This window comes from Synechococcus sp. 8F6, assembly GCF_002252665.1.
GTDB lineage: Bacteria > Cyanobacteriota > Cyanobacteriia > PCC-6307 > Cyanobiaceae > Cyanobium_A.
Genome location: NZ_NQKZ01000007.1, coordinates 23,352 through 40,828, shown reverse-complemented (window position 1 = coordinate 40,828; position 17,477 = coordinate 23,352). Strand labels below are relative to the sequence as shown.

The 17,477-nt window shown below is 65.3% G+C and carries 18 protein-coding genes; 6 read left to right on the top strand and 12 right to left on the bottom strand.

What is annotated here, in order from left to right:
* The first annotated feature begins 26 nt into the window (after nucleotides 1-26).
* A complete protein-coding gene (locus CJZ78_RS06815) occupies nucleotides 27-1,550 on the top strand; it encodes a leucyl aminopeptidase (protein ID WP_094560151.1) in 1,524 nt (507 codons plus the stop codon).
* A gap of 42 nt (nucleotides 1,551-1,592) precedes the next feature.
* Nucleotides 1,593-1,847, top strand: a complete 255-nt coding sequence (locus CJZ78_RS06810; protein WP_094560150.1) for a hypothetical protein — start codon at nucleotides 1,593-1,595, stop codon at nucleotides 1,845-1,847.
* Nucleotides 1,848-1,856: 9 nt separating this feature from the next.
* Here the strand turns inward: CJZ78_RS06810 and CJZ78_RS06805 are convergent, their stop codons facing one another.
* From CJZ78_RS06805 to CJZ78_RS06765, 9 genes are all read right to left on the bottom strand, one after another.
* On the bottom strand, nucleotides 1,857-2,063 hold the full coding sequence (locus tag CJZ78_RS06805; RefSeq protein ID WP_094560149.1) for a hypothetical protein: 207 nt from the start codon (nucleotides 2,061-2,063) through the stop codon (nucleotides 1,857-1,859).
* 176 nt (nucleotides 2,064-2,239) lie between these two features.
* Nucleotides 2,240-2,941 carry a peptide-methionine (S)-S-oxide reductase MsrA gene (gene msrA, locus CJZ78_RS06800; protein WP_094560148.1) on the bottom strand — a complete coding sequence of 234 codons (702 nt, stop codon included), beginning with the start codon at nucleotides 2,939-2,941 and terminating at the stop codon, nucleotides 2,240-2,242.
* A complete protein-coding gene (gene lpxB, locus CJZ78_RS06795; RefSeq protein ID WP_094560147.1) occupies nucleotides 2,938-4,122 on the bottom strand; it encodes a lipid-A-disaccharide synthase in 1,185 nt (394 codons plus the stop codon). Before lpxB ends, msrA begins: the two co-directional genes overlap by 4 nt.
* Nucleotides 4,122-4,928, bottom strand: coding sequence for an acyl-ACP--UDP-N-acetylglucosamine O-acyltransferase (gene lpxA / locus CJZ78_RS06790; protein WP_094560146.1), 807 nt, complete (start codon nucleotides 4,926-4,928; stop codon nucleotides 4,122-4,124). Before lpxA ends, lpxB begins: the two co-directional genes overlap by 1 nt.
* A gap of 3 nt (nucleotides 4,929-4,931) precedes the next feature.
* Nucleotides 4,932-5,429, bottom strand: coding sequence for a 3-hydroxyacyl-ACP dehydratase FabZ (gene fabZ / locus CJZ78_RS06785; protein WP_369802030.1), 498 nt, complete (start codon nucleotides 5,427-5,429; stop codon nucleotides 4,932-4,934).
* Between the two features lie 5 nt (nucleotides 5,430-5,434).
* A complete protein-coding gene (gene lpxC / locus CJZ78_RS06780; protein WP_094560145.1) occupies nucleotides 5,435-6,298 on the bottom strand; it encodes a UDP-3-O-acyl-N-acetylglucosamine deacetylase in 864 nt (287 codons plus the stop codon).
* Complete coding sequence (locus CJZ78_RS06775; RefSeq protein ID WP_094560144.1) at nucleotides 6,298-8,463, bottom strand: BamA/TamA family outer membrane protein; 2,166 nt, start codon at nucleotides 8,461-8,463, stop codon at nucleotides 6,298-6,300. The genes lpxC and CJZ78_RS06775 overlap by 1 nt, the downstream gene beginning before the upstream one ends.
* A gap of 43 nt (nucleotides 8,464-8,506) precedes the next feature.
* Entirely contained in the window at nucleotides 8,507-9,262 is a 756-nt protein-coding gene (gene purC, locus CJZ78_RS06770) for a phosphoribosylaminoimidazolesuccinocarboxamide synthase (protein ID WP_094560143.1), read from the bottom strand.
* Nucleotides 9,259-10,311 carry a hypothetical protein gene (locus CJZ78_RS06765; protein ID WP_233128552.1) on the bottom strand — a complete coding sequence of 351 codons (1,053 nt, stop codon included), beginning with the start codon at nucleotides 10,309-10,311 and terminating at the stop codon, nucleotides 9,259-9,261. Before CJZ78_RS06765 ends, purC begins: the two co-directional genes overlap by 4 nt.
* A gap of 96 nt (nucleotides 10,312-10,407) precedes the next feature.
* Here CJZ78_RS06765 and purD point away from each other — a divergent pair, with 96 nt between their 5' ends.
* Both purD and nblS read left to right on the top strand, forming a co-directional pair.
* The gene (gene purD / locus CJZ78_RS06760) at nucleotides 10,408-11,721 is read left to right on the top strand and encodes a phosphoribosylamine--glycine ligase (RefSeq protein ID WP_094560141.1); all 1,314 of its coding nucleotides are present in this window, start codon (nucleotides 10,408-10,410) and stop codon (nucleotides 11,719-11,721) included.
* Complete coding sequence (gene nblS, locus CJZ78_RS06755; protein WP_094560140.1) at nucleotides 11,718-13,697, top strand: two-component system sensor histidine kinase NblS; 1,980 nt, start codon at nucleotides 11,718-11,720, stop codon at nucleotides 13,695-13,697. The genes purD and nblS overlap by 4 nt, the downstream gene beginning before the upstream one ends.
* Nucleotides 13,698-13,724: 27 nt before the next feature.
* Here the strand turns inward: nblS and kaiC are convergent, their stop codons facing one another.
* The 3 genes from kaiC to CJZ78_RS06740 are packed head-to-tail and all read right to left on the bottom strand — an operon-like array spanning nucleotide 13,725 to nucleotide 16,582.
* Nucleotides 13,725-15,266: a circadian clock protein KaiC gene (kaiC, locus tag CJZ78_RS06750; protein WP_094560139.1), complete on the bottom strand. Its 1,542-nt coding sequence runs from the start codon at nucleotides 15,264-15,266 to the stop codon at nucleotides 13,725-13,727.
* Between the two features lie 28 nt (nucleotides 15,267-15,294).
* Entirely contained in the window at nucleotides 15,295-15,702 is a 408-nt protein-coding gene (gene kaiB / locus CJZ78_RS06745; protein WP_094560138.1) for a circadian clock protein KaiB, read from the bottom strand.
* Nucleotides 15,703-15,721: 19 nt separating this feature from the next.
* A complete protein-coding gene (locus tag CJZ78_RS06740) occupies nucleotides 15,722-16,582 on the bottom strand; it encodes a circadian clock protein KaiA (protein ID WP_094560137.1) in 861 nt (286 codons plus the stop codon).
* Nucleotides 16,583-16,768: 186 nt separating this feature from the next.
* Between CJZ78_RS06740 and rplU the strand changes: the two genes are divergently transcribed.
* On the top strand, nucleotides 16,769-17,134 hold the full coding sequence (rplU, locus tag CJZ78_RS06735) for a 50S ribosomal protein L21 (RefSeq protein ID WP_094560136.1): 366 nt from the start codon (nucleotides 16,769-16,771) through the stop codon (nucleotides 17,132-17,134).
* Nucleotides 17,135-17,197: 63 nt separating this feature from the next.
* Nucleotides 17,198-17,461: a 50S ribosomal protein L27 gene (gene rpmA, locus CJZ78_RS06730; protein ID WP_094560135.1), complete on the top strand. Its 264-nt coding sequence runs from the start codon at nucleotides 17,198-17,200 to the stop codon at nucleotides 17,459-17,461.
* Nucleotides 17,462-17,477: the final 16 nt, after the last annotated feature.

Sequence of the window (17,477 nt, the reverse complement as noted above, 5' to 3'; positions counted from 1 at the left end):
CGATCGCCGCCAACCCCGGCCGGCCCATGGAGTTTCGCTGCATCCCCGACGACCTGCCCGCGGCCCTGAGCCAGTGGGACGGCGACTGCCTGGCCGTCGGCCTGTTCGCCGGTGCCGACGATCGCCCGGAGCACCCCCAGCTGCAGAAGCTGACCACGGCCCTGGGCCAGCCTCTGGCCAAACGCCTCGAACAGCGGCGCTTCAAGGCCAAGCCGGGCGAATGCATCAGCCTGGATCGCCTGGACGCCACCCCCCAGACCCTCATCCTGGTAGGCCTGGGCGCCCCGGCCGACTTCAGCCTGGCCGGCCTGCGCCAGGCCTGCGCCGCCGCCAGCCAAACCGCGGCGGCCGCCGGAGCCCGCCACCTGGCCCTGGCCCTGCCGCTCGAAGGGCTGGAGGCCGGCACCGCTGCCGGCGCCATGGCTGAGGCCACCCGCCTGGCCCTGTTCAGTGATCAACGCTTCAAGAGCGAAGCCGAGCCCAGACCCCAGCCCGCCACGGTCAGCCTGATCGGGGTAGCCAAGGCAGCCGAGCCCACCCTGGCTGCGGTGAACGCCACCTGCGCCGGCGTCGAACTGGCCCGCAAACTGGTGGCTGCGCCCCCCAATGTGGCCACACCCCAGCATCTGGCCGACACCGCCGCGGCCATCGCCCGCGACTTCGGCATCACGCTGCGGGTGCTGGAGCGCAGCGACTGCGAAGCCCTCGGCATGGGGGCCTACCTCGGCGTCGCCCAGGGGTCCGATCTGGCCCCGAAATTCATCCATCTCACCTACACCCCGGCCGGGCCCGTGCAACGCCGCATTGCCCTGGTGGGCAAGGGTCTCACCTTCGATTCCGGCGGTTACAACCTCAAAACCGCCGGTTCCCAGATCGAGATGATGAAATACGACATGGGCGGCAGCGCCGCGGTGCTGGGAGCGGCCCGCGCCATCGCTGAGCTGAAGCCCGCCGGCGTGGAGGTGCACGTGATCGTGGCGGCCTGCGAAAACATGATCAGCGGCGGCGCTGTGCACCCCGGCGACATCCTCACCGCCTCCAACGGCAAGACCATCGAGATCAACAACACCGACGCCGAGGGGCGCCTCACCCTGGCCGACGCCCTGGTGTATGCCTGCAAGCTGGAGCCCGATGCGGTGGTGGACTTGGCGACCCTCACCGGTGCCTGCGTGATCGCCCTGGGCGAGGAGATGGCGGGGCTGTGGTCCAACAACGACGGCCTGGCCGAAGCGCTGTTGGGCGCTGGTCAGGCCGGCGGCGAAGACCTGTGGCGGATGCCCCTGCGCAGCTCCTACAAGGCCGGGCTCAAGAGCCCGGTCGCCGACCTCAAAAACACCGGCCCCCGCCCTGGCGGCTCGATCACCGCCGCCCTGTTCCTGCAGGACTTCGTCACCCCGAAGCTGGCCTGGGCCCACCTCGACATCGCCGGCACCGTCTGGAGTGACAAGGGGCGGGGGGCCGACCCGGCCGGAGCCACTGGTTTCGGCGTACGCACCCTGGTGAACTGGATCTGCTCCGGCGCCGCCACGGGACCATCAGCCCGGATTTGATCAGCAGCCTAGGTTTGGAGTCCTGACGCCTTAGCTCGCTCCATGGCCGTCCAGAAGATCCGCTGGTATGTCAAAGCTCAGCTGGGGGTGCTGCTGCTGCCAGCGGGGCTCTGCCTCTTCGGCGAAGCGGTGATCCGCAAGGGAATTCAGGTGCTGGCGGCCAGCGGCAAGGTGGAAACACTCACCAGCCCAGGCCCCTGGTTTTGGTATGGCACCTTCGGCCTGATTCTGATCAATGCGGGCGTGGGTCTGATGGTCGAAAGCGGCCTGCTGCGCGGCTATCCCGGCCGCAGCTGAAGGCGGCTCTCAGGCAGCCACGCCCACATCAGCGCTAGCGGCTGCCCCCAGGCTGGCCATCAGCTGGGCAGGCGATTCGAGGGCATGGATCTGCCAGCGGGCCCGCTCCCCACAGAGGGGCAGCAGGCGATCCAGATCATCCGCAGCCTGCTTCGGGCTCCCGTAAGGCCCAACGTGGCGGGTCTGCAGACCGTCGCGAATGGTCAGCAGATACATACAGGGCAGCGCACAGAGGCACGCATCACGGTAGAGAAGCGTCAAGGGATTGGGAAGGGCGGAAAGCCGCTCTACTACAGCCGTCTGACCGACCAAAACCACCCTGCCCCTACAGATTTTCCTCATAATTGCAGCAGAGTCCACGGGTCCGCTGCTCCCCAGTTACTGCTCTTGCGTCAGGACTTCCTGCTCGAAACCCAGGCCATGCCACTGCGGGCTCGCTTGCCCCACACCGCATCGAGCCGCCGATCCCGGCCGCAGGCCCAGCGGTAGTAGTTGTATTTGACGCTGTTGCGTTCCGCGTAGTTCTGGTGGTAGCCCTCCGCCGGCCAGAAGCGCGTCAGGGGCTTGATCTGCACCTGCAGGCTGGCAGCGGGCCGCGCCAGCTCCGCAGCTGCCGCCAGGCGGCTGGCCTCGGCTTGGGTCTGCTGCTCGGGGCCACTGGTGAAGATGACGGGCCGGTAGGACGTACCGCGATCGCAGAACTGACCGCCGCCATCGAGGGGATCGATGTTGCGCCAGTACGCCCGCAGCAGAGCGGCGTAGCTGAGGCGAGCTGGATCAAAGCGCACCCGCACCACCTCCTGGTGGCCGGTGCCTCCGGCCGACACCTGGCCATAGGTGGGCTGGGCCACGGTCCCGCCGCTGTAGCCGCTCTCGGCATCCAGCACCCCGGGCAAGCTCTCGAGGTCGTGCTCCAGGCACCAGAAACAGCCCCCCGCCAGCACAGCCTCTTGAACCGAAGCAGCCTTCTGGGCCGGGTCCGCCCAGGCTGGGCCAGGCGACAACAGGCCCAACGGCAGCAGGAACAGAAGAGGAAGCAGCACAGGCAGCACCAGGCTGGGCAGCCAGGCCAGGGGCCGGGGGGTTTGGATCATGCGGCGTTGAGCACCTGGTCAAAGATGGCCGCGGCCGCCCGCTGGGTGACGCCAGGCTCCCCCAATTCGAGCCGCAGACGGCGGTAGCCCTCCAGCATGCTGTGGCGGGCCGCACTGGCGCTATCGAGCAGGGGCAGAGCTTCCCTCACGATCGCCGCAGCTGAGAGATCCTCCTGCAGCAACTCGGGCACGAGCCGCTCGCCCAGCACCAGGTTGACCGGCGAGATGTGGGGCACGCTGAAGCGCAGGATGTAGCGGGCCACAAAGGCGGTGACCCCGCTGACGCGGTACACCACCACCTGCGGCACGCCCCGCAGGGCCAGCTCGAGGTTGACGGTGCCCGACTTGGCCAGCGCCAGATCCGCTGCGGCACAGAGGTAGGCCTTGAGCTGGTCGGAATCGGAGGCGGCAATGATCTCGGCGCGCACCCCTGCCTGGCTCAACTGCCTCGACAGATGGGCTTCAAATCCCGGCAGGCCTGCTGGCACCACCACCTGCAGCTCGGGCCGCTGACGCTGCAGCTCCGCCGCCGCCGCCACGATGTGGGGCAGCATGTAATGGATCTCCTGGCGCCGAGACGCCGGCATCAGCAGCAGCACCGGCGCATCACGCAGGCCAAGTTGACGCAGGGCCTCCTGGCGGCTGGGCAGCTGGCCAATGGTGTCCAGCAGCGGATGGCCCACGTAGGTGACGTTGGCGCCGCGGCAGCGGTAGAAGCGGGCTTCTTCCTGGAAGATCGCCAGGATCTGGTTGGTGAAGCTGATCAGATTGGAGCGGCCGCCGTTGCCGAATTTGAACGCCCATTCCTGGGGGGCGATGTAATAAGTGACCGGCACCCTGGGGAACTTGTGCTTGAGGCGTAGCCCAAGGCTCACGTTGGGGCCCATGTAGTCGATCAGCACCACACCATCGGGCGGGTCACGGCGGAACCAACGCTTGAGGCGCCGCTGCAATTTCAAGGTGGGCAACACAAAGGGGATGGCCTCCAGCAGGCCGATAGCCCCCATGCGGGTGGTGTTGGCCAGCAACTCGGCCCCGGCCCGCTCCATCCGCTCGCCGCCAAGCGCCACGATCTCCAGATCCAGCTGGCGGCGCTGGGCCTCCTCATGCAGCGCCCTGACCAACAGGGCCCCCTGCAGATCCCCAGACACCTCGCCGGTGCTCACCAGCAACCGCAGCATCAGCGCGCCCCCGGAATCGGCCCGCGGCGCGATGGGCCTAGGGAGGCTTCCAGGAACGTGCAGAGCTGGTCGGCTGCGCCATGCAGGGGCTGACAGCGCAGTTGCCCCAGGGCCTCAGCCAGAGTCAGAGAGCGGCGATACAGCAGGGTCCAGGCCTGTTTGAGGTCCTCAAACTGCCGGCCGTCGTCGAGCTCTACCAGGCCACTGCGCCGCAGGCCGATCTTGTTGAGGGCCCGCACGCGGGATGGATGGCCCTCCACCATCGTGAATGGGGGCACATCCCGCTCGATCCGGCTCATCCCCCCCACCATCGCCAAAGTGCCGATGTGCACAAACTGATGGACACCCAACACGCCGCCGATCACGGCACGGTCGCCGATCACCACATGGCCGGCCACAGCCACCCCATTGGCGATCACAATCCGGTCACCCAGTTCACAGTTGTGGCCGAGATGGCTGTTGGCCATCAACAGGTTGCCCCTGCCCAGGCGCGTCTGTTGATGGCCGGTCGTGGCGCGGTTGATGGTGACGCACTCACGGATGGTGTTGTCATCGCCGAGCACCACCTCGGTGGGATCGCCGGTGTATTTCAGATCCTGGGGCTCCAGGCCGATGCAGGCGCCAGGAAAGATGCGATTGCCGCGGCCCATCCGCACCCGACCATCGAGCACCACATGGGGGCCGATGCGGCAATCGGGGCCGAGCTGAACCTCAGGGCCGATCACCGCATAGGGCCCCACACTGACCCCATCGGCCAGCTCGGCCCTGGGATCAACAACAGCGGTGGGATGGATGGTCGTGGCCATCGCTCAAGCCACCAGTGAAAACATCAGTTCGCCGGAGCAGGCCAGCTGGCCATCGACGCTGGCCTCAGCCTTCACCTTGCCGAAGCGCTGGCGCTTGAGGCTGAGCAACTCACAGGTGATCAGCAGCTGGTCGCCAGGTACCACAGGCCGGCGGAAGCGCACCCCGTCGATTCCGGCGAAGACAAACAACCCCTTGGGCAGATCGGGCATCTGGGTCACGATCAGACCGCCCACCTGGGCCATGGCCTCCACAATCAACACCCCCGGCATCAGCGGGCGACCCGGGAAATGGCCCTGAAACTGCGGCTCGTTGATGGTGACATTTTTGATCGCCACAGCCCGCTTGCCGGGCTCGTGCTCAATCACCCGATCCACCAGGGCGAAGGGGTAGCGGTGGGGCAGCAATCCCTGGATTTGCTCCGTGGTGAGGATCACCTCCCTGCTGGCTCCCGCTGAGGCGGGCAGCGGAGATGCGGGAACCGGAGAACTGGACTCAGACAAGGGGATCAACCGGGAGAGGGAATGGCGGGAGGCAAGTCAGCCAAAGCAGCCGCCAGGGAGGTGTGAAGCCCATGGGAGCCGCGGTAAGCGAACACCTGGGCCCGAGGTAGGCCGACGAGTGCAAGGTCTCCCAACAAGTCCAGGATTTTATGGCGCACGGGTTCCTCGGCAAACCGCAGCGGCGGGTTGAGCCAGGTCTCGCCGTCACACACCAGGGCGTTCTCAAGACAGCCCCCCTGAATCAACCCCGCTGCCCGCAACTGATCCACCTGGGAGCGCAGACCAAAGGTGCGGGCCGGGGCGATCTCATCGACAAACGTGCCAGGGGTGAGCTCCAGAGAAAACAGCTGGCGCCCGATGGCCGCATCGGTGAATTCGATGGCAGCGCCCAGCCGCAGGCCGGCGTAAGGCAACGCCGTGGCAAAGCTGGAGCCATGGCTCACCGTCAGCGGAGCCTCCAGCTCGACGCCGGTAGAGGGGGCCGGCAGGGCCCGCAACCCCGCCTCGGCCAAGGCCTCTACCCAGGGCAGGGCCGATCCATCCAACAGGGGAATCTCCTCACCGCTCACCAGAATCTCGGCCTGGGTCACCCCGATACCGGCCAAGGCTGCCAGCAGGTGCTCCACCGTGGCCAACCGGCGTGGGCCCAGATGCAAGGCCGTGCACAACTGGGTGTCACTCACCTGGCCCGGCGCCAATCGGCACAGCGGAAGCTCTGGCGCATCGAGCCAGCCCACCCAGAAACCCGGACGCTCCGAGGCCTGAAGCCGCACCGTGCCCTCCTGGCCGCTATGCAGGCCCACACCGCGGCGCTGCACCGGGGTTTGGAGAGTCCAGGCTCCGGTGTAATCAGCTGGCCACTGCACCACTAAAACTTCCAGCCGACGCCGAGGTTGAAGCGCCAGTCACTGGTGAAGTCCTGGGTGGCGGCTTCCAGCCGTAGGGGGCCCACGGGAGTGGTGACGATCACGCCGATCCCCGGGGAATAGCCCTGACCCTTTTTACCCAGCAGACCACCCGGATTACCTTGGATATCGCCCTGGGTGCCGAAGGTGGTGCCGGCGTCAAAGAAGATCTCACCACTGATGATGCTGAAGATCGGGAAGCGGTATTCGATCGTGGCCTCAGCAAAGCTCTTGCCCACGCCAAGGTCACAGTCGTAGTAACCGCGCACGGAATTGCCACCCCCCAAACAGAAAGCCTCGTAAGGCGGAATCTCACTGCCGATCAACGAACCAGCCGACACCTGGAAGGCGAGGGCCTGTTTGCAATCCTTGGTCTCACCAGGCTTAGGACGGCAACCCTTGAAGATCTTCAACCACTCCACAGGGATGTAGTGGGTGAAGCTGCCCCGCACACGGTTAAACGTGGGGGAATTTTCTCCAACGGAAATAAACTGCTCGGTGCCCAGACTCAGGAAGTTGCCTTTGGTGGGATTGCGGGGATCGTTGAGGGTGCTGTAGGTAGCACCCACGCGGAAGCTCAGCAACTGGTTTTCAGAAGCGCAGTTGTAGGCCAGGCAGATCACCTGGTTGCTGGGAACGGTAATCGGAGAGCTGGTGGCTCCCACCACGCCGTAGGAATATTTGCTGCCCGAAAAGTCCATCGGTGTCACTTCCTGACCACCGAAAGACAGGATCAAGTTCCAGGGCGCTTTCTTGTAGGGATTGCCGCCATTGAGCGGGCGCACAAATTGTACGTTGGCACCAATCCTCTGAAGCGCCACCGTGTCAAAATTAGTAGTTACTTCAGTAGTGCCAGCGTCAAGATCCCTGCCTACAATTTTGGAAACAACAAAATCTCGCCCGTTAAGATCCTGATCATTCAAGGCAAAATTGTTTTCATTTTGAAAAAGCTGGGGAACTTCCCGACTGAAGAAGACGCGAGCCCGGAACGAGGTGCGGTACTTGTTGTCCTTGATCCAGGGGTCGGTGAAGGTGATATCACCGAGGCCGCCGTATTGGCCGTAGGAGATGTTGGTGCCCAGGTCCCAGGCGCGACCAAACAAGTTGCTGTCCTGCAGCTGGATCTGGCCGAACACACCCTGGCTCTGGCTGTACCCCAGGCCACCGGAGAGGGAACCGCTGGACTGCTCGACGATGCCCAGCACAATCACAACCTTGCCGGGCTCGGCCGGCACCGGCCTGAGCGTCACCTTGACGTCGCTGAACAGGCCGGTGCCATAGATGCGCTTGATGTCCTCCTCCAGCTCACGGCGGTTGAACACCTGACCGGGCCGCAGGGAGACCTCTCGGGTCACCACCCAGGGCTTGGTCTTGCCCCGGATCGGCTCGCCCTTGTCGTTGGTGGCCGAGCCCTCCTTGTTGAGGAACTGAACCTCCACCCCCTCGACAGTGCCCTGACGCACCAGCAGCTCCACCACCCCTTCCGGACTCACCCGACTGGGGCCGGTGATCCGGGATAGGGAGTAGCCCTGGTCGGCATACCAGCGCTGCAGCTCCTGCATGCGGGTCTGCAGGGTGTTGAGGTTGAGAGTCTTGCCGTAGTCCGCCGCAAAGGTGTCCTTGACCACCTGCTCAGGCAGCTTCAGGTCGGCGGGATCGAGCTTGACCTGCTCCAGCACCGGGTTGGCCACCACCACCACCACGAGGCGGACGCCCAAGGGGCCATCAACAGGCTGGATGCGCACATCGGAAAACCAGCCGCTGGCGTAGATCGCCGACAGGTCGGTCTGAAGTTCCGAGCGGGTTACCTGGGTGCCGGGGGTGGCCGCCATGGCGGCGTAGGCGGCCAACTCGAGCCGCTCCTGCTCGGGATGGCCCTGGAGGCCCTCGATCACCACCTCGGCAATCAACACCTTGGGCTCAGCCTTTGCGGCGGGCTGGGCGGGTTCGGCCTGGGCAGGGGTAGCTGGGGCGGGCGCCGGTTCCGCCAGGGGGTTATCGAGCTGCTCGGAAACCGGCCTGGATTCAGGGGGCTGTTCGCTGGCTGGCTGGGCGAGGGCAGGAGTCGCCGAAAGGAGAGCGGCACCAACCAGGGGCCACGCAGCCTTCAAACCCAGCAAGCCAGCCATGTGATTGGGGGACGGCGCGGTCGGGCCGTAAATGCCGTCGACCTTACCCGTAGACCCTGGGTTCTGGACAGGCCCCTTGGACCCGTTTGAGGACCTCCCCGTAGGCCTCGACAACACCACCTAAATCCTGTCGGAATCGATCCTTGTCCAAAATGCGGTCCTGTGCATCGGCCACGCCCCGATCCCAGAGCCGACAGGTGTCTGGGCTGATCTCATCAGCCACCACCAATTCACCGGTGGTGGTAAACCCCAGTTCGATCTTGAAATCCACCAACTGCAGCCCGAGCGAACCAAACAGAGCCAACAGCTCGCGGTTGACCTGACGCGCCAGATCCTCCAGCCGCCGGCGCTGCTGCGGGGTCACCAGCCCCAAATGCTCCAACCGGGCCTCGGTGAGCAGGGGATCACCGTAGGCGTCGTCTTTGTAATAGAGATCGAGCAGCGGTGGCTCCAGAGCCGTGCCGGGCTCGATCGGCATCTGCTTGCAGAGCGAGCCCGCAGCGATGTTGCGGATCACCACCTCAACGGGAATCACCCGCACGGGCCGGCAGAGCATCCAGCGCTCTCCTCCCACCCCTAAGTAATGGGTGGGCACCCCACGGGAAGCAAGGTGTTCGAACAGCAGGGCCGAAATCCTGCAGTTGAGCTCACCCTTGCCAGCCAGCTGGGCCTTTTTGAGGGCATTGAAGGCCGTGGCGTCATCCTTGTATTCCACCGCTACCACCTCGGGCTGGTCGGTGGCATAGACGCGCTTGGCCTTGCCTTCGTAGAGGAGTGAACCGAGGCTGTAAGCCGTCATGGCTGGGATATGGGAGTAGGGGGTGCAGCATGGCCGCCGGGGGCGCGAGGAGAACGCAATTGACGCTCCAGCTCGAGCTGCCGTGCTGAGCCCGCCGGATCGCGGCGGCGCAGCAGCCATTCTCCGTAGGCATCGTCGATGCCGCCGCTGAGCCGCAAGCGGCGCTCCCGCACCCGCGCAGCCGACTCTGGCGTGCTGCTGACGAGGGCCAGCTGCTGATCGAGGATCTGGGCCACCAGCCCCCACGCCCCCGCCGCGGCAGCCTGCTCAAGAGCCAGCTCCAGCAGGCGATCCTGCTCCGGGGCAGGCAGTCCATCCAGCAGAGCCACCGCCTGCGAGAGACGGACCGCCGTCGCGGCCCCGGGCTGGGCACTGCTGACCAGCACCTCGGCCGCCCGTTGCCGCTGGCCCAGGCTCTCCAGGTGGCTGGCCAGCAGATCCAGGGCCGGGCGCGTCACCGGAGTGCCATCCTGGCGCTGGCCGACCGGCAGCTCCAGCGATGCCAGAGACGCCAGGTTGCCGGCCGCCAGCCGCTCCAGGGCATCGGCAGCCAGCTGGTGGTGCAAACCCGCCTGGGCGGCGCGCCACTGCAGCACCAGCCACTGCGCCCGCTCGGCCCCTGCCGCAGGGCTCACGCGGCCGAGCACCGCCAAGGCCCCATCGGGGGCTCCACAGCTCAGCAAGCTGTTGGCATTGGCCAGCACCACCGCCAGGGGCTGGGGGGCCGGATGGATCGTCAGCAAACGCTGCTGCAGGCGCCGCAACTGCAGGCCATCGCCCCGTTCAAGGGCGGCGGTGCAGGCCCCGTTGAGGGCGCTGAGATCACCGCTGCGCAGCAGAGCCGCCAAGACCGGATCAGGGGCCGCTGGTGGGGCCTTGGCCCAGAGTGCTGCAGGCAGGGCGCCCCCAAGCGCCACCAACCCCATACCCACGCCGATGGCAACCCGCCCCTGGAGGCACCGCAACCGGTACAGGGGCTGCCGGTAAACGGGCTGCCGGTAAAAGGGCTGCCGGGCTCGGGGGGAGAATGGCGTTGCGCTTGCCGGCATGTCGAACTACAGGGCGCGGCGGCCCGCTCAGCAGGTTTCAACCTAGAAGAGCTGCTACACCCCATCCACCCCCAGTTTCGCCCCTCACCCGGCCCCATGCCCTCCGCCCCCTGCCCAACCCCCGCAAAGATCCTGGTGATCGGTGGCGGTGGTCGCGAAAATGCCCTGGGCTGGGCGCTGGCGCGCTGCAGCGGTGTGGAAGCGGTGTGGATTGCCCCCGGCAATGGGGGCACCCCCGACCTGTCCGGCTGCCGGCAGCTGGCGATTGCCGAATCCGATCAGGCCGGCCTGATCTCCGCCTGCCGCGACCAGGCGATTGAGCTGGTGGTGGTCGGCCCGGAAGCCCCGCTGGCCGCCGGCCTGGCCGACACCTTGCGGGCCACGGGGGTGCCGGTGTTCGGGCCGGGGGCCGATGGGGCCCAGCTGGAGGCCAGCAAGCATTGGGCAAAAGCGCTGATGCTGGAGGCAGGCATCCCCACCGCCGGCTACTGGCCTGCCAGCAGCTGCGCGCAGGCTCTGCAGATCCTGGAGCGCGAAGGCCGGCCCCTGGTGGTCAAGGCCGATGGCCTGGCGGCGGGCAAGGGGGTCACCGTGGCCGAGACCCTGGAGGAAGCCACGGCCGCGGTTGCGGAGATCTTTGATGGTCGTTTCGACGCCAACGCTGACGCAGCCGGGGCCTCCTTGGTGCTGGAGGAGCGAACCTTCGGGCCAGAGGTCTCGGTGTTTGCCCTCTGCGACGGCGAGCGGATGGTGCTGCTGCCCCCCGCCCAGGACCACAAGCGCATCGGCGAGGGCGACACAGGCCCCAACACCGGCGGCATGGGGGCCTACGCGCCGGCGCCACTGCTCGATGCCCAAGGCCTGAACGAGGTGCGTCGCCTGGTGCTCGAACCCACCGTGGCCGCCCTGCGGGCCCGCGGCATCGACTACCGGGGCGTCATCTACGCCGGCCTGATGCTCACTGAGAGCGGCCCCAGCGTGATCGAATTCAACTGCCGTTTTGGCGATCCGGAGTGCGAAACCCTGATGCCCCTGCTGGGCCCTGAGCTGGCCCAGGTGCTGCTGGCCTGCGCCACCGGCCGCCTCGACCAAGCCCCACCGCTGACGATCAGCGCGGGCTGCAGTGCCTGCGTGATCGCCGCCGCCCAGGGCTACCCCGGCACCATCCGCCAAGGCGATCCGATCACCAGCCAGCTGGAGCCCAGCGCCCAGCTGCAGCTGTTCCACGCCGGCACCCGCCGCGACTCAGACGGCAGCTGCCGCACCAGCGGCGGGCGGGTGTTGGCGGTGGTGGCCCAGGCCGACGACTTCGATAGCGCCTTCGAGCGGGCCTACGCCGGCCTGGCCCAGGTGCACTTCGAGGGCATGACCGCCCGGCGCGACATCGGCCATCAGGTGCGCAGCCGATGAGCTGGCGCGCTGCCCTGGGCCGCTGGTGGGCGGAATTCAGCCTGCAGACCAAGCTGCTGGCGGTGGCCACCCTGGTGGTGAGCCTGCTGATGACGGGCATCACCTTCTTTGCCCTCAACGGCATCCAGCGGGATGCCCGGATGAGCGACACCCGCTATGCCCGCGATCTGGGTCTGCTGCTCTCCGCCAACGTCACGCCGCTGGTGGCCGAGGCCAACGACCGCGAGCTGGCGGCGGTGGCCGATCGCTTCTGGCGCTCCAGCCGCAGCCTTCGCTACATCTTCTTCGCCGACCCCGAAGGGGTGATCTACCTGGGCATCCCGATCGGGGCCAGCTCCGGCAGCAGCGAGCTGCTGCTCAGCCGCCGGCTCGAATTGCCCGCCGACCTTCAGAAACGGCCCGACACCCCGCTGATCCGCCAGCACCTCAGCCCAGACGGCCAGGTGACTGACGTGTTCGTGCCGATGGTGAGCGAGGGGCGCTACCTCGGGGTGCTCGCCCTCGGCATCAACCCCAATGAAACCCTGCTGGCCAGTGCCGCTCTCACCCGGGAGGTCACCGTGGCGGTGTTCATCTCGATCTGGGTGCTGGTGATCCTGGGGGCGGTGTTCAACGCCCTCACCATCACCCGCCCGGTGAAGGAGTTGTTGCAGGGGGTGCGCTCGATCGCCGGAGGCAAGTTTGAAACGCGGCTGGCCCTGCCGGTGGGGGGCGAACTGGGCGAATTGCTGGCGGGCTTCAACACCATGGCCTCCCAGTTGGAGGACTACAAAGCCGCCAACATCGAAGAGCTCACCGCTGCCCAGGTGAAGCAGCAATCGCTGATCGCCACCATGGCCGATGGCGCCGTGCTGCTCGATGCGGAGGGGGCGATCGTGCTGGCCAACCCGACCGCCCGTCGCCTGTTCCGCTGGGAAGGACGCAACCTCGAAGGCAATGACCTGATCGCCGAGCTGCCCGAACGGCTGGCCATGGAGCTGCAATCCCCCCTGGACAGCATCACCTGCCGCGATCGCGACACCACCGATGTGCGCTGCAGCTTTGGCGAACCATCTCGGACGCTGCGGATCGTGCTGCAGTCGGTGCGCGATGCCAGCGGCGAAAGCCTCAAGGGCATCGCCATGACCATTCAGGACCTCACCCGCGAGGTGGAACTCAACGCGGCCCAGAGCCGTTTCATCAGCAACGTGTCCCACGAGCTGCGCACGCCGCTGTTCAACATCAAGAGCTACGTGGAAACCCTCCACGACCTGGGCGACCAGCTCACCGAGGAGGAAAAACGGGAATTCCTCGGCATCGCCAATGCCGAAACCGATCGCCTCACCCGACTCGTCAACGATGTGCTCGACCTCTCCCGCCTGGAGTCGGAGCGGGTGTGGACCCTCGAACCCATGGAGCTGGCCCCCGCCATCGAGCAGACCCTGCGCACCTACCGGCTCAACGCGGACGAAAAAGGCGTGACCCTGGCCTTCAATGCCGACCCCCTGCTGCCCCGGGTGTTGGGCAACTGGGACCTGCTGTTGCAGGTGTTCGACAACCTCGTGGGCAACGCGCTCAAGTTCACCCCCAAGGACGGACAACTGCAGCTGCGGGCCTACCCGTGGCCTGACCTCTGCCAGCTCTCCCCGAGCACGGCCCCGAACAGCGAGAGTCCAAGTTGCGAGCTCACCTCACCGCTGCCCAGGCTGCGGATCGAGATCGCCGACAGCGGATGTGGCATCTCCGAAGCCGACCAGGAGCGCATCTTCGAGCGCTTCTTCCGGGTCGAAAACGCTGTGCACACCGAGGCAGGCACGGGGCTGGGCCTGTCAATCGTGCGCGGCATTCTCGAGAAGCACGGCACCCAGGTGCGCATGGCCAGCGAGCCCGGAGTGGGCACCATCTTCTGGTTTGACCTGCCTCTGGAGGATTCCGACACCGACGAGCTGCAGCTCTTGGCTGAGCGGCGCCGCTACGACCAGGCTGTCACCCTGTAATCAACCCTTCGCTTAGCAGTCGTTTTCTTAGCGGTCGTCGTCGGCCACGCCCCGCACAATCCGCGAGAGCTCACTGCGCTCATCAGTGGTGATGCGGTGGGGAACACCGGAGATGATCCGCTCGAAATTGGAGAAGGAGTCCTTAATCTCCGGCCCGTTGCTGGTGATCACGAATTCGCGGATGCCCTTGTCGTGCCAGGAGCCCCGCATCTTGAACACGTTGAGGGCGCGGGCCATCTCACCGCGAATCTCCACGTACTGCAGCAGCAGGATCGTGTCGGTGATGGTGGAGATGTGGGAATCGGTGATCGCGTGGCTGCCCATGAACTCCTCAGAGGTGTTCGTGAAGAAGCCGGCGATCTCCTCCTGCTTGGCGTAGCCGGTGACGCCGATCACAAACTGGCGGAAGGCGTTATGGCTTACCCCCCGAGCCAGGGCACTGAGGGAATCAATCGCCATCCGCGACGGCTTGAACTGGCTGATTTCGGTCTTGATGATCTGGAGGTGGTCCTCCAATCCCGTGGATTCGGGATAGGCACAGATGATCTTGAGCAGGCCGTCCTGCTCCATCTGCTCGAAGTCGATCCCCCAGCTGGTGGCGTTGCGCAGCAGCTGGGCCCGGGATTCCTCGTAGGCAAATAGGATCGCCCGCTCCTTGTTATCGCAGGCGTTCTCGACGAACTTGCTGACCAGCAACGTTTTACCGGTGCCGGTGGCGCCAGTGGCCAGGATGACCGAATCCTTGAAGAAGCCGCCGCCGCACATCTCATCGAGCCGCGGCACGCCAGAGCTCACCCGCACATTGGAGCTGCGCTGGGTGAGACGCATCGCCCCCAGCGGGAAGATGCTGATGCCATGGGCTCCCATCGTGAAGGGGAATTCCCCCTTCATGTGGGTGGTGCCCCTCAACTTGAGGATCTCGCAGGTGCGCCGCCGACGCTCACCCTCCAACACGTTGCGCAGAATCACCACGTTGTCGGAAACAAACTCCTCAACGCCGTAGCGGGCAATCGGGCCATATTCATCGATACGCTCGGTGGTCATCAACGTGGTGACACCGATCTCCTTGAGGCGGGCAATCAGCCGAAAAATCTCACGCCGCACCACCGACACAGCATCGTATTGCTGGAACACAGCCGTGATCGAATCAATCGCCACACGGCGGGCCTTGTATTTGCGAATCGCATAGTTGATTCGCTCGATCAGACCGGAAAGATCAAAGCTGCCCGCCACATCTTGACCCTCCGGATCCGGCGAAGCATCAAGGATGAAAAGCTTATCCTGCTCCACCATCTCCTGCAGATTCCAACCAAAACTGGCGGCGTTGCGCAAGATATCGAGCGGCGACTCTTCAAAGGTGACAAAGATCCCAGGCTCGTTGTACTGGCGAATGCCGTTGCACAGGAAGTTGAGCGAAAACACCGTTTTGCCGGTGCCCGAGGTACCGCTGATCAGGGTGGAACGGCCGATCGGCAGCCCGCCATGGCACACGTCATCGAAGCCCTCGATCCCAGTCGGGAGCTTCTGCACCTGCATCAGGGGATTAATGTTGGGGCTGGGATCCTGCATCGACGGTGGGGGTCTGATAAAAAACTACTCAGGTCAGCGGCCCCTGGGAAGGGAGAGGATCTGTAGGAGCGGCTGAAGGCGCATCGCCGAGCGGGTCATCACCGAAGGCCTCCTGAGAAAATGCCTCGTCAGCCAGAGCCTCCTCCGTGAGCTCTTCGTAGAGGAGATCCAGACCGATCAGCACCCGCTCCCGGTCGGAGAGATCGCCAATGATCCGCCGAACCGGCGGTGGCAGGATCTTCGCGAGGGTCGGGGTGGCGAGGATCTTGTCTTCCTCCGCCAACTGGGGATTTTTCAGCACATCGATCACCTTGAGGGCATAGACCCCCCGGAATTCCGTTTCCAGAATGTTGCGCAACGTCTTGAGGGCACGCATCGAGTTTGGCGTGTTGCCCGCCACGTAGAGCTTGAGGATGTAGGTCTTGCGTGGAGTCATGGTGAAAGAAGCTCCTGGGTCAAGCCATCGAGGACTGGCCGGACACCTCGACCGGCAAGCCAGCCAAGGGGGCATCGGGTGGAATCGAGCGGCGATACATCTCGCAGAGATGGGCCATCACGTCGAGTAGGGCTAGTCGGTAATCCTGGAGAAAATCGTTTTTGTGTCCTTCCAGCTTGAGCTGCTTGGAGAAACCATCAATGAGATTCATGTGAATCTCAACAGTTTTGGTGATCGGCAAATCACTAAAAAAAGCCGTATTCACAAAGCTTTCCAGGGCCTGGTTGGCGGCAGCCGGATCCCGGAAGTAGCTGAGCAGCAGATCCCGATAGGTGCGCTCGAGGGAATGGATCAGCTCATGGCTCTCCAGCTCCGGCAGGTTGCGCAGAAACCGGGAGGGATCGCGCTTGTAGAACACGCCCACAAACCCGAGCCGGCCCTTGAGCCGATTGGCCAACTTCCAGCGGTCGGGCGTGTCGGGGGTCTGGCCGGCAGGGGAACTGCTCGCCGCCACCAGGCCATGCCGCAGGAAACGAGACACCGCCGCATCGAGGCTGTAGCTGAGCTGCTCCAGCTGATCGGGGGGTAGGTGCACCTCCGCATCGTGAAATTCGATCCGGCCACTCACCGCACCAATCACCACAGCCGGCAATAACAGGCCGAGATCCGATAGGGCTTGATAGGACTGGGGGGAGAGGGCCCCCTGCTCCAGCAGCACCGCATCGAATTCTTCGCGCCGCCGATCCAGCTGCTCCACGGGATCGCTGGCCGGATCCACCCACACCAGCGCACAGCGACCACCCGCCAGCCATCGGGAGCTGGCGTCCTGCAGCCGGGGGTCGCGGATCAGGGAAGCGATGGTGAGAGCCGGTTCGGGCATGGACCGCTTCGGCAGCGGGACAACCCGCGGGAATGGCTCCCAAATGTTGACGAAAGGAGGGCCAGAGCGGGAAGATTGTTGTTTGTCTTTTGATTGTGTGCGCCAGGCCGAATGACGGCCAGTCCTTCGCCGGAGACCACTCCGCTCCTGAGGACCGCCCGTCAGCCTGTCCACGCCCTTGCTGCCATGAGCCCAACCCCCGAAACTGCCGCTGCATCCGGTCCTTACGCCATTGTTGAGGCCTCAGGCCAGCAGTTCTGGCTGCAACCGAACCGCTACTACGACTTCGACAGGGTCGCAGTCGATGTTGATGGCAACTTCACCATCGACAACGTGCTCCTGGTCAACGACGGCAAAGCCACCACCCTCGGCCAGCCCTACGTCAAAGGCGCCAGCGTGGCGCTGAAAGTGATGGAGCATCGCCGCGGCCCCAAGATCATCGTTTACAAAATGCGCCCCAAAAAGAAGACCCGGCGCAAGAACGGTCACCGTCAGGAGCTGACCCGTGTGATGGTCGAGTCGATCTCCGTCGGCGGTAAGGCGATCGCCTGAAACCCGGTACCTCGCGCTCCACGCCTACGTTCCTGAGACCCCTATCCCTGCTTCCTCCGATCCATGGCCCACAAGAAAGGCACAGGCTCCACGCGCAACGGCCGCGACTCCAACTCCAAGCGTCTGGGCGTCAAGCGCTACGGCGGTGAAACTGTGAGCGCCGGCTCAATCCTGATCCGTCAGCGCGGCACCTCCGTGCTGCCTGGCGTGAACGTTGGCCGCGGCTCCGACGACACCCTGTTCGCCCTAGTGGACGGCGTGGTGAGCTTCGACAGCATCAAGCGCGGGCTGCGCAGCCGCAAGCGCATCAACATCGCCGTCGGCTGATCGAGCTGCAAGCCAT

Bases quoted from the DNA above. Each gene is read 5' to 3' on its own strand.
- CJZ78_RS06815 (WP_094560151.1), top strand. From the start codon at position 27: ATGGAGTTTCGCTGCATCCCCGACGACCTGCCCGCGGCCCTGAGCCAG.
- CJZ78_RS06810 (WP_094560150.1), top strand. From the start codon at position 1,593: ATGGCCGTCCAGAAGATCCGCTGGTATGTCAAAGCTCAGCTGGGGGTG.
- CJZ78_RS06805 (WP_094560149.1), bottom strand. From the start codon at position 2,063: ATGTATCTGCTGACCATTCGCGACGGTCTGCAGACCCGCCACGTTGGG.
- msrA (WP_094560148.1), bottom strand. From the start codon at position 2,941: ATGATCCAAACCCCCCGGCCCCTGGCCTGGCTGCCCAGCCTGGTGCTG.
- lpxB (WP_094560147.1), bottom strand. From the start codon at position 4,122: ATGCTGCGGTTGCTGGTGAGCACCGGCGAGGTGTCTGGGGATCTGCAG.
- lpxA (WP_094560146.1), bottom strand. From the start codon at position 4,928: ATGGCCACGACCATCCATCCCACCGCTGTTGTTGATCCCAGGGCCGAG.
- CJZ78_RS06775 (WP_094560144.1), bottom strand. From the start codon at position 8,463: ATGGCTGGCTTGCTGGGTTTGAAGGCTGCGTGGCCCCTGGTTGGTGCC.
- purC (WP_094560143.1), bottom strand. From the start codon at position 9,262: ATGACGGCTTACAGCCTCGGTTCACTCCTCTACGAAGGCAAGGCCAAG.
- CJZ78_RS06765 (WP_233128552.1), bottom strand. From the start codon at position 10,311: ATGCCGGCAAGCGCAACGCCATTCTCCCCCCGAGCCCGGCAGCCCTTT.
- purD (WP_094560141.1), top strand. From the start codon at position 10,408: ATGCCCTCCGCCCCCTGCCCAACCCCCGCAAAGATCCTGGTGATCGGT.
- nblS (WP_094560140.1), top strand. From the start codon at position 11,718: ATGAGCTGGCGCGCTGCCCTGGGCCGCTGGTGGGCGGAATTCAGCCTG.
- kaiC (WP_094560139.1), bottom strand. From the start codon at position 15,266: ATGCAGGATCCCAGCCCCAACATTAATCCCCTGATGCAGGTGCAGAAG.
- kaiB (WP_094560138.1), bottom strand. From the start codon at position 15,702: ATGACTCCACGCAAGACCTACATCCTCAAGCTCTACGTGGCGGGCAAC.
- CJZ78_RS06740 (WP_094560137.1), bottom strand. From the start codon at position 16,582: ATGCCCGAACCGGCTCTCACCATCGCTTCCCTGATCCGCGACCCCCGG.
- rplU (WP_094560136.1), top strand. From the start codon at position 16,769: ATGAGCCCAACCCCCGAAACTGCCGCTGCATCCGGTCCTTACGCCATT.
- rpmA (WP_094560135.1), top strand. From the start codon at position 17,198: ATGGCCCACAAGAAAGGCACAGGCTCCACGCGCAACGGCCGCGACTCC.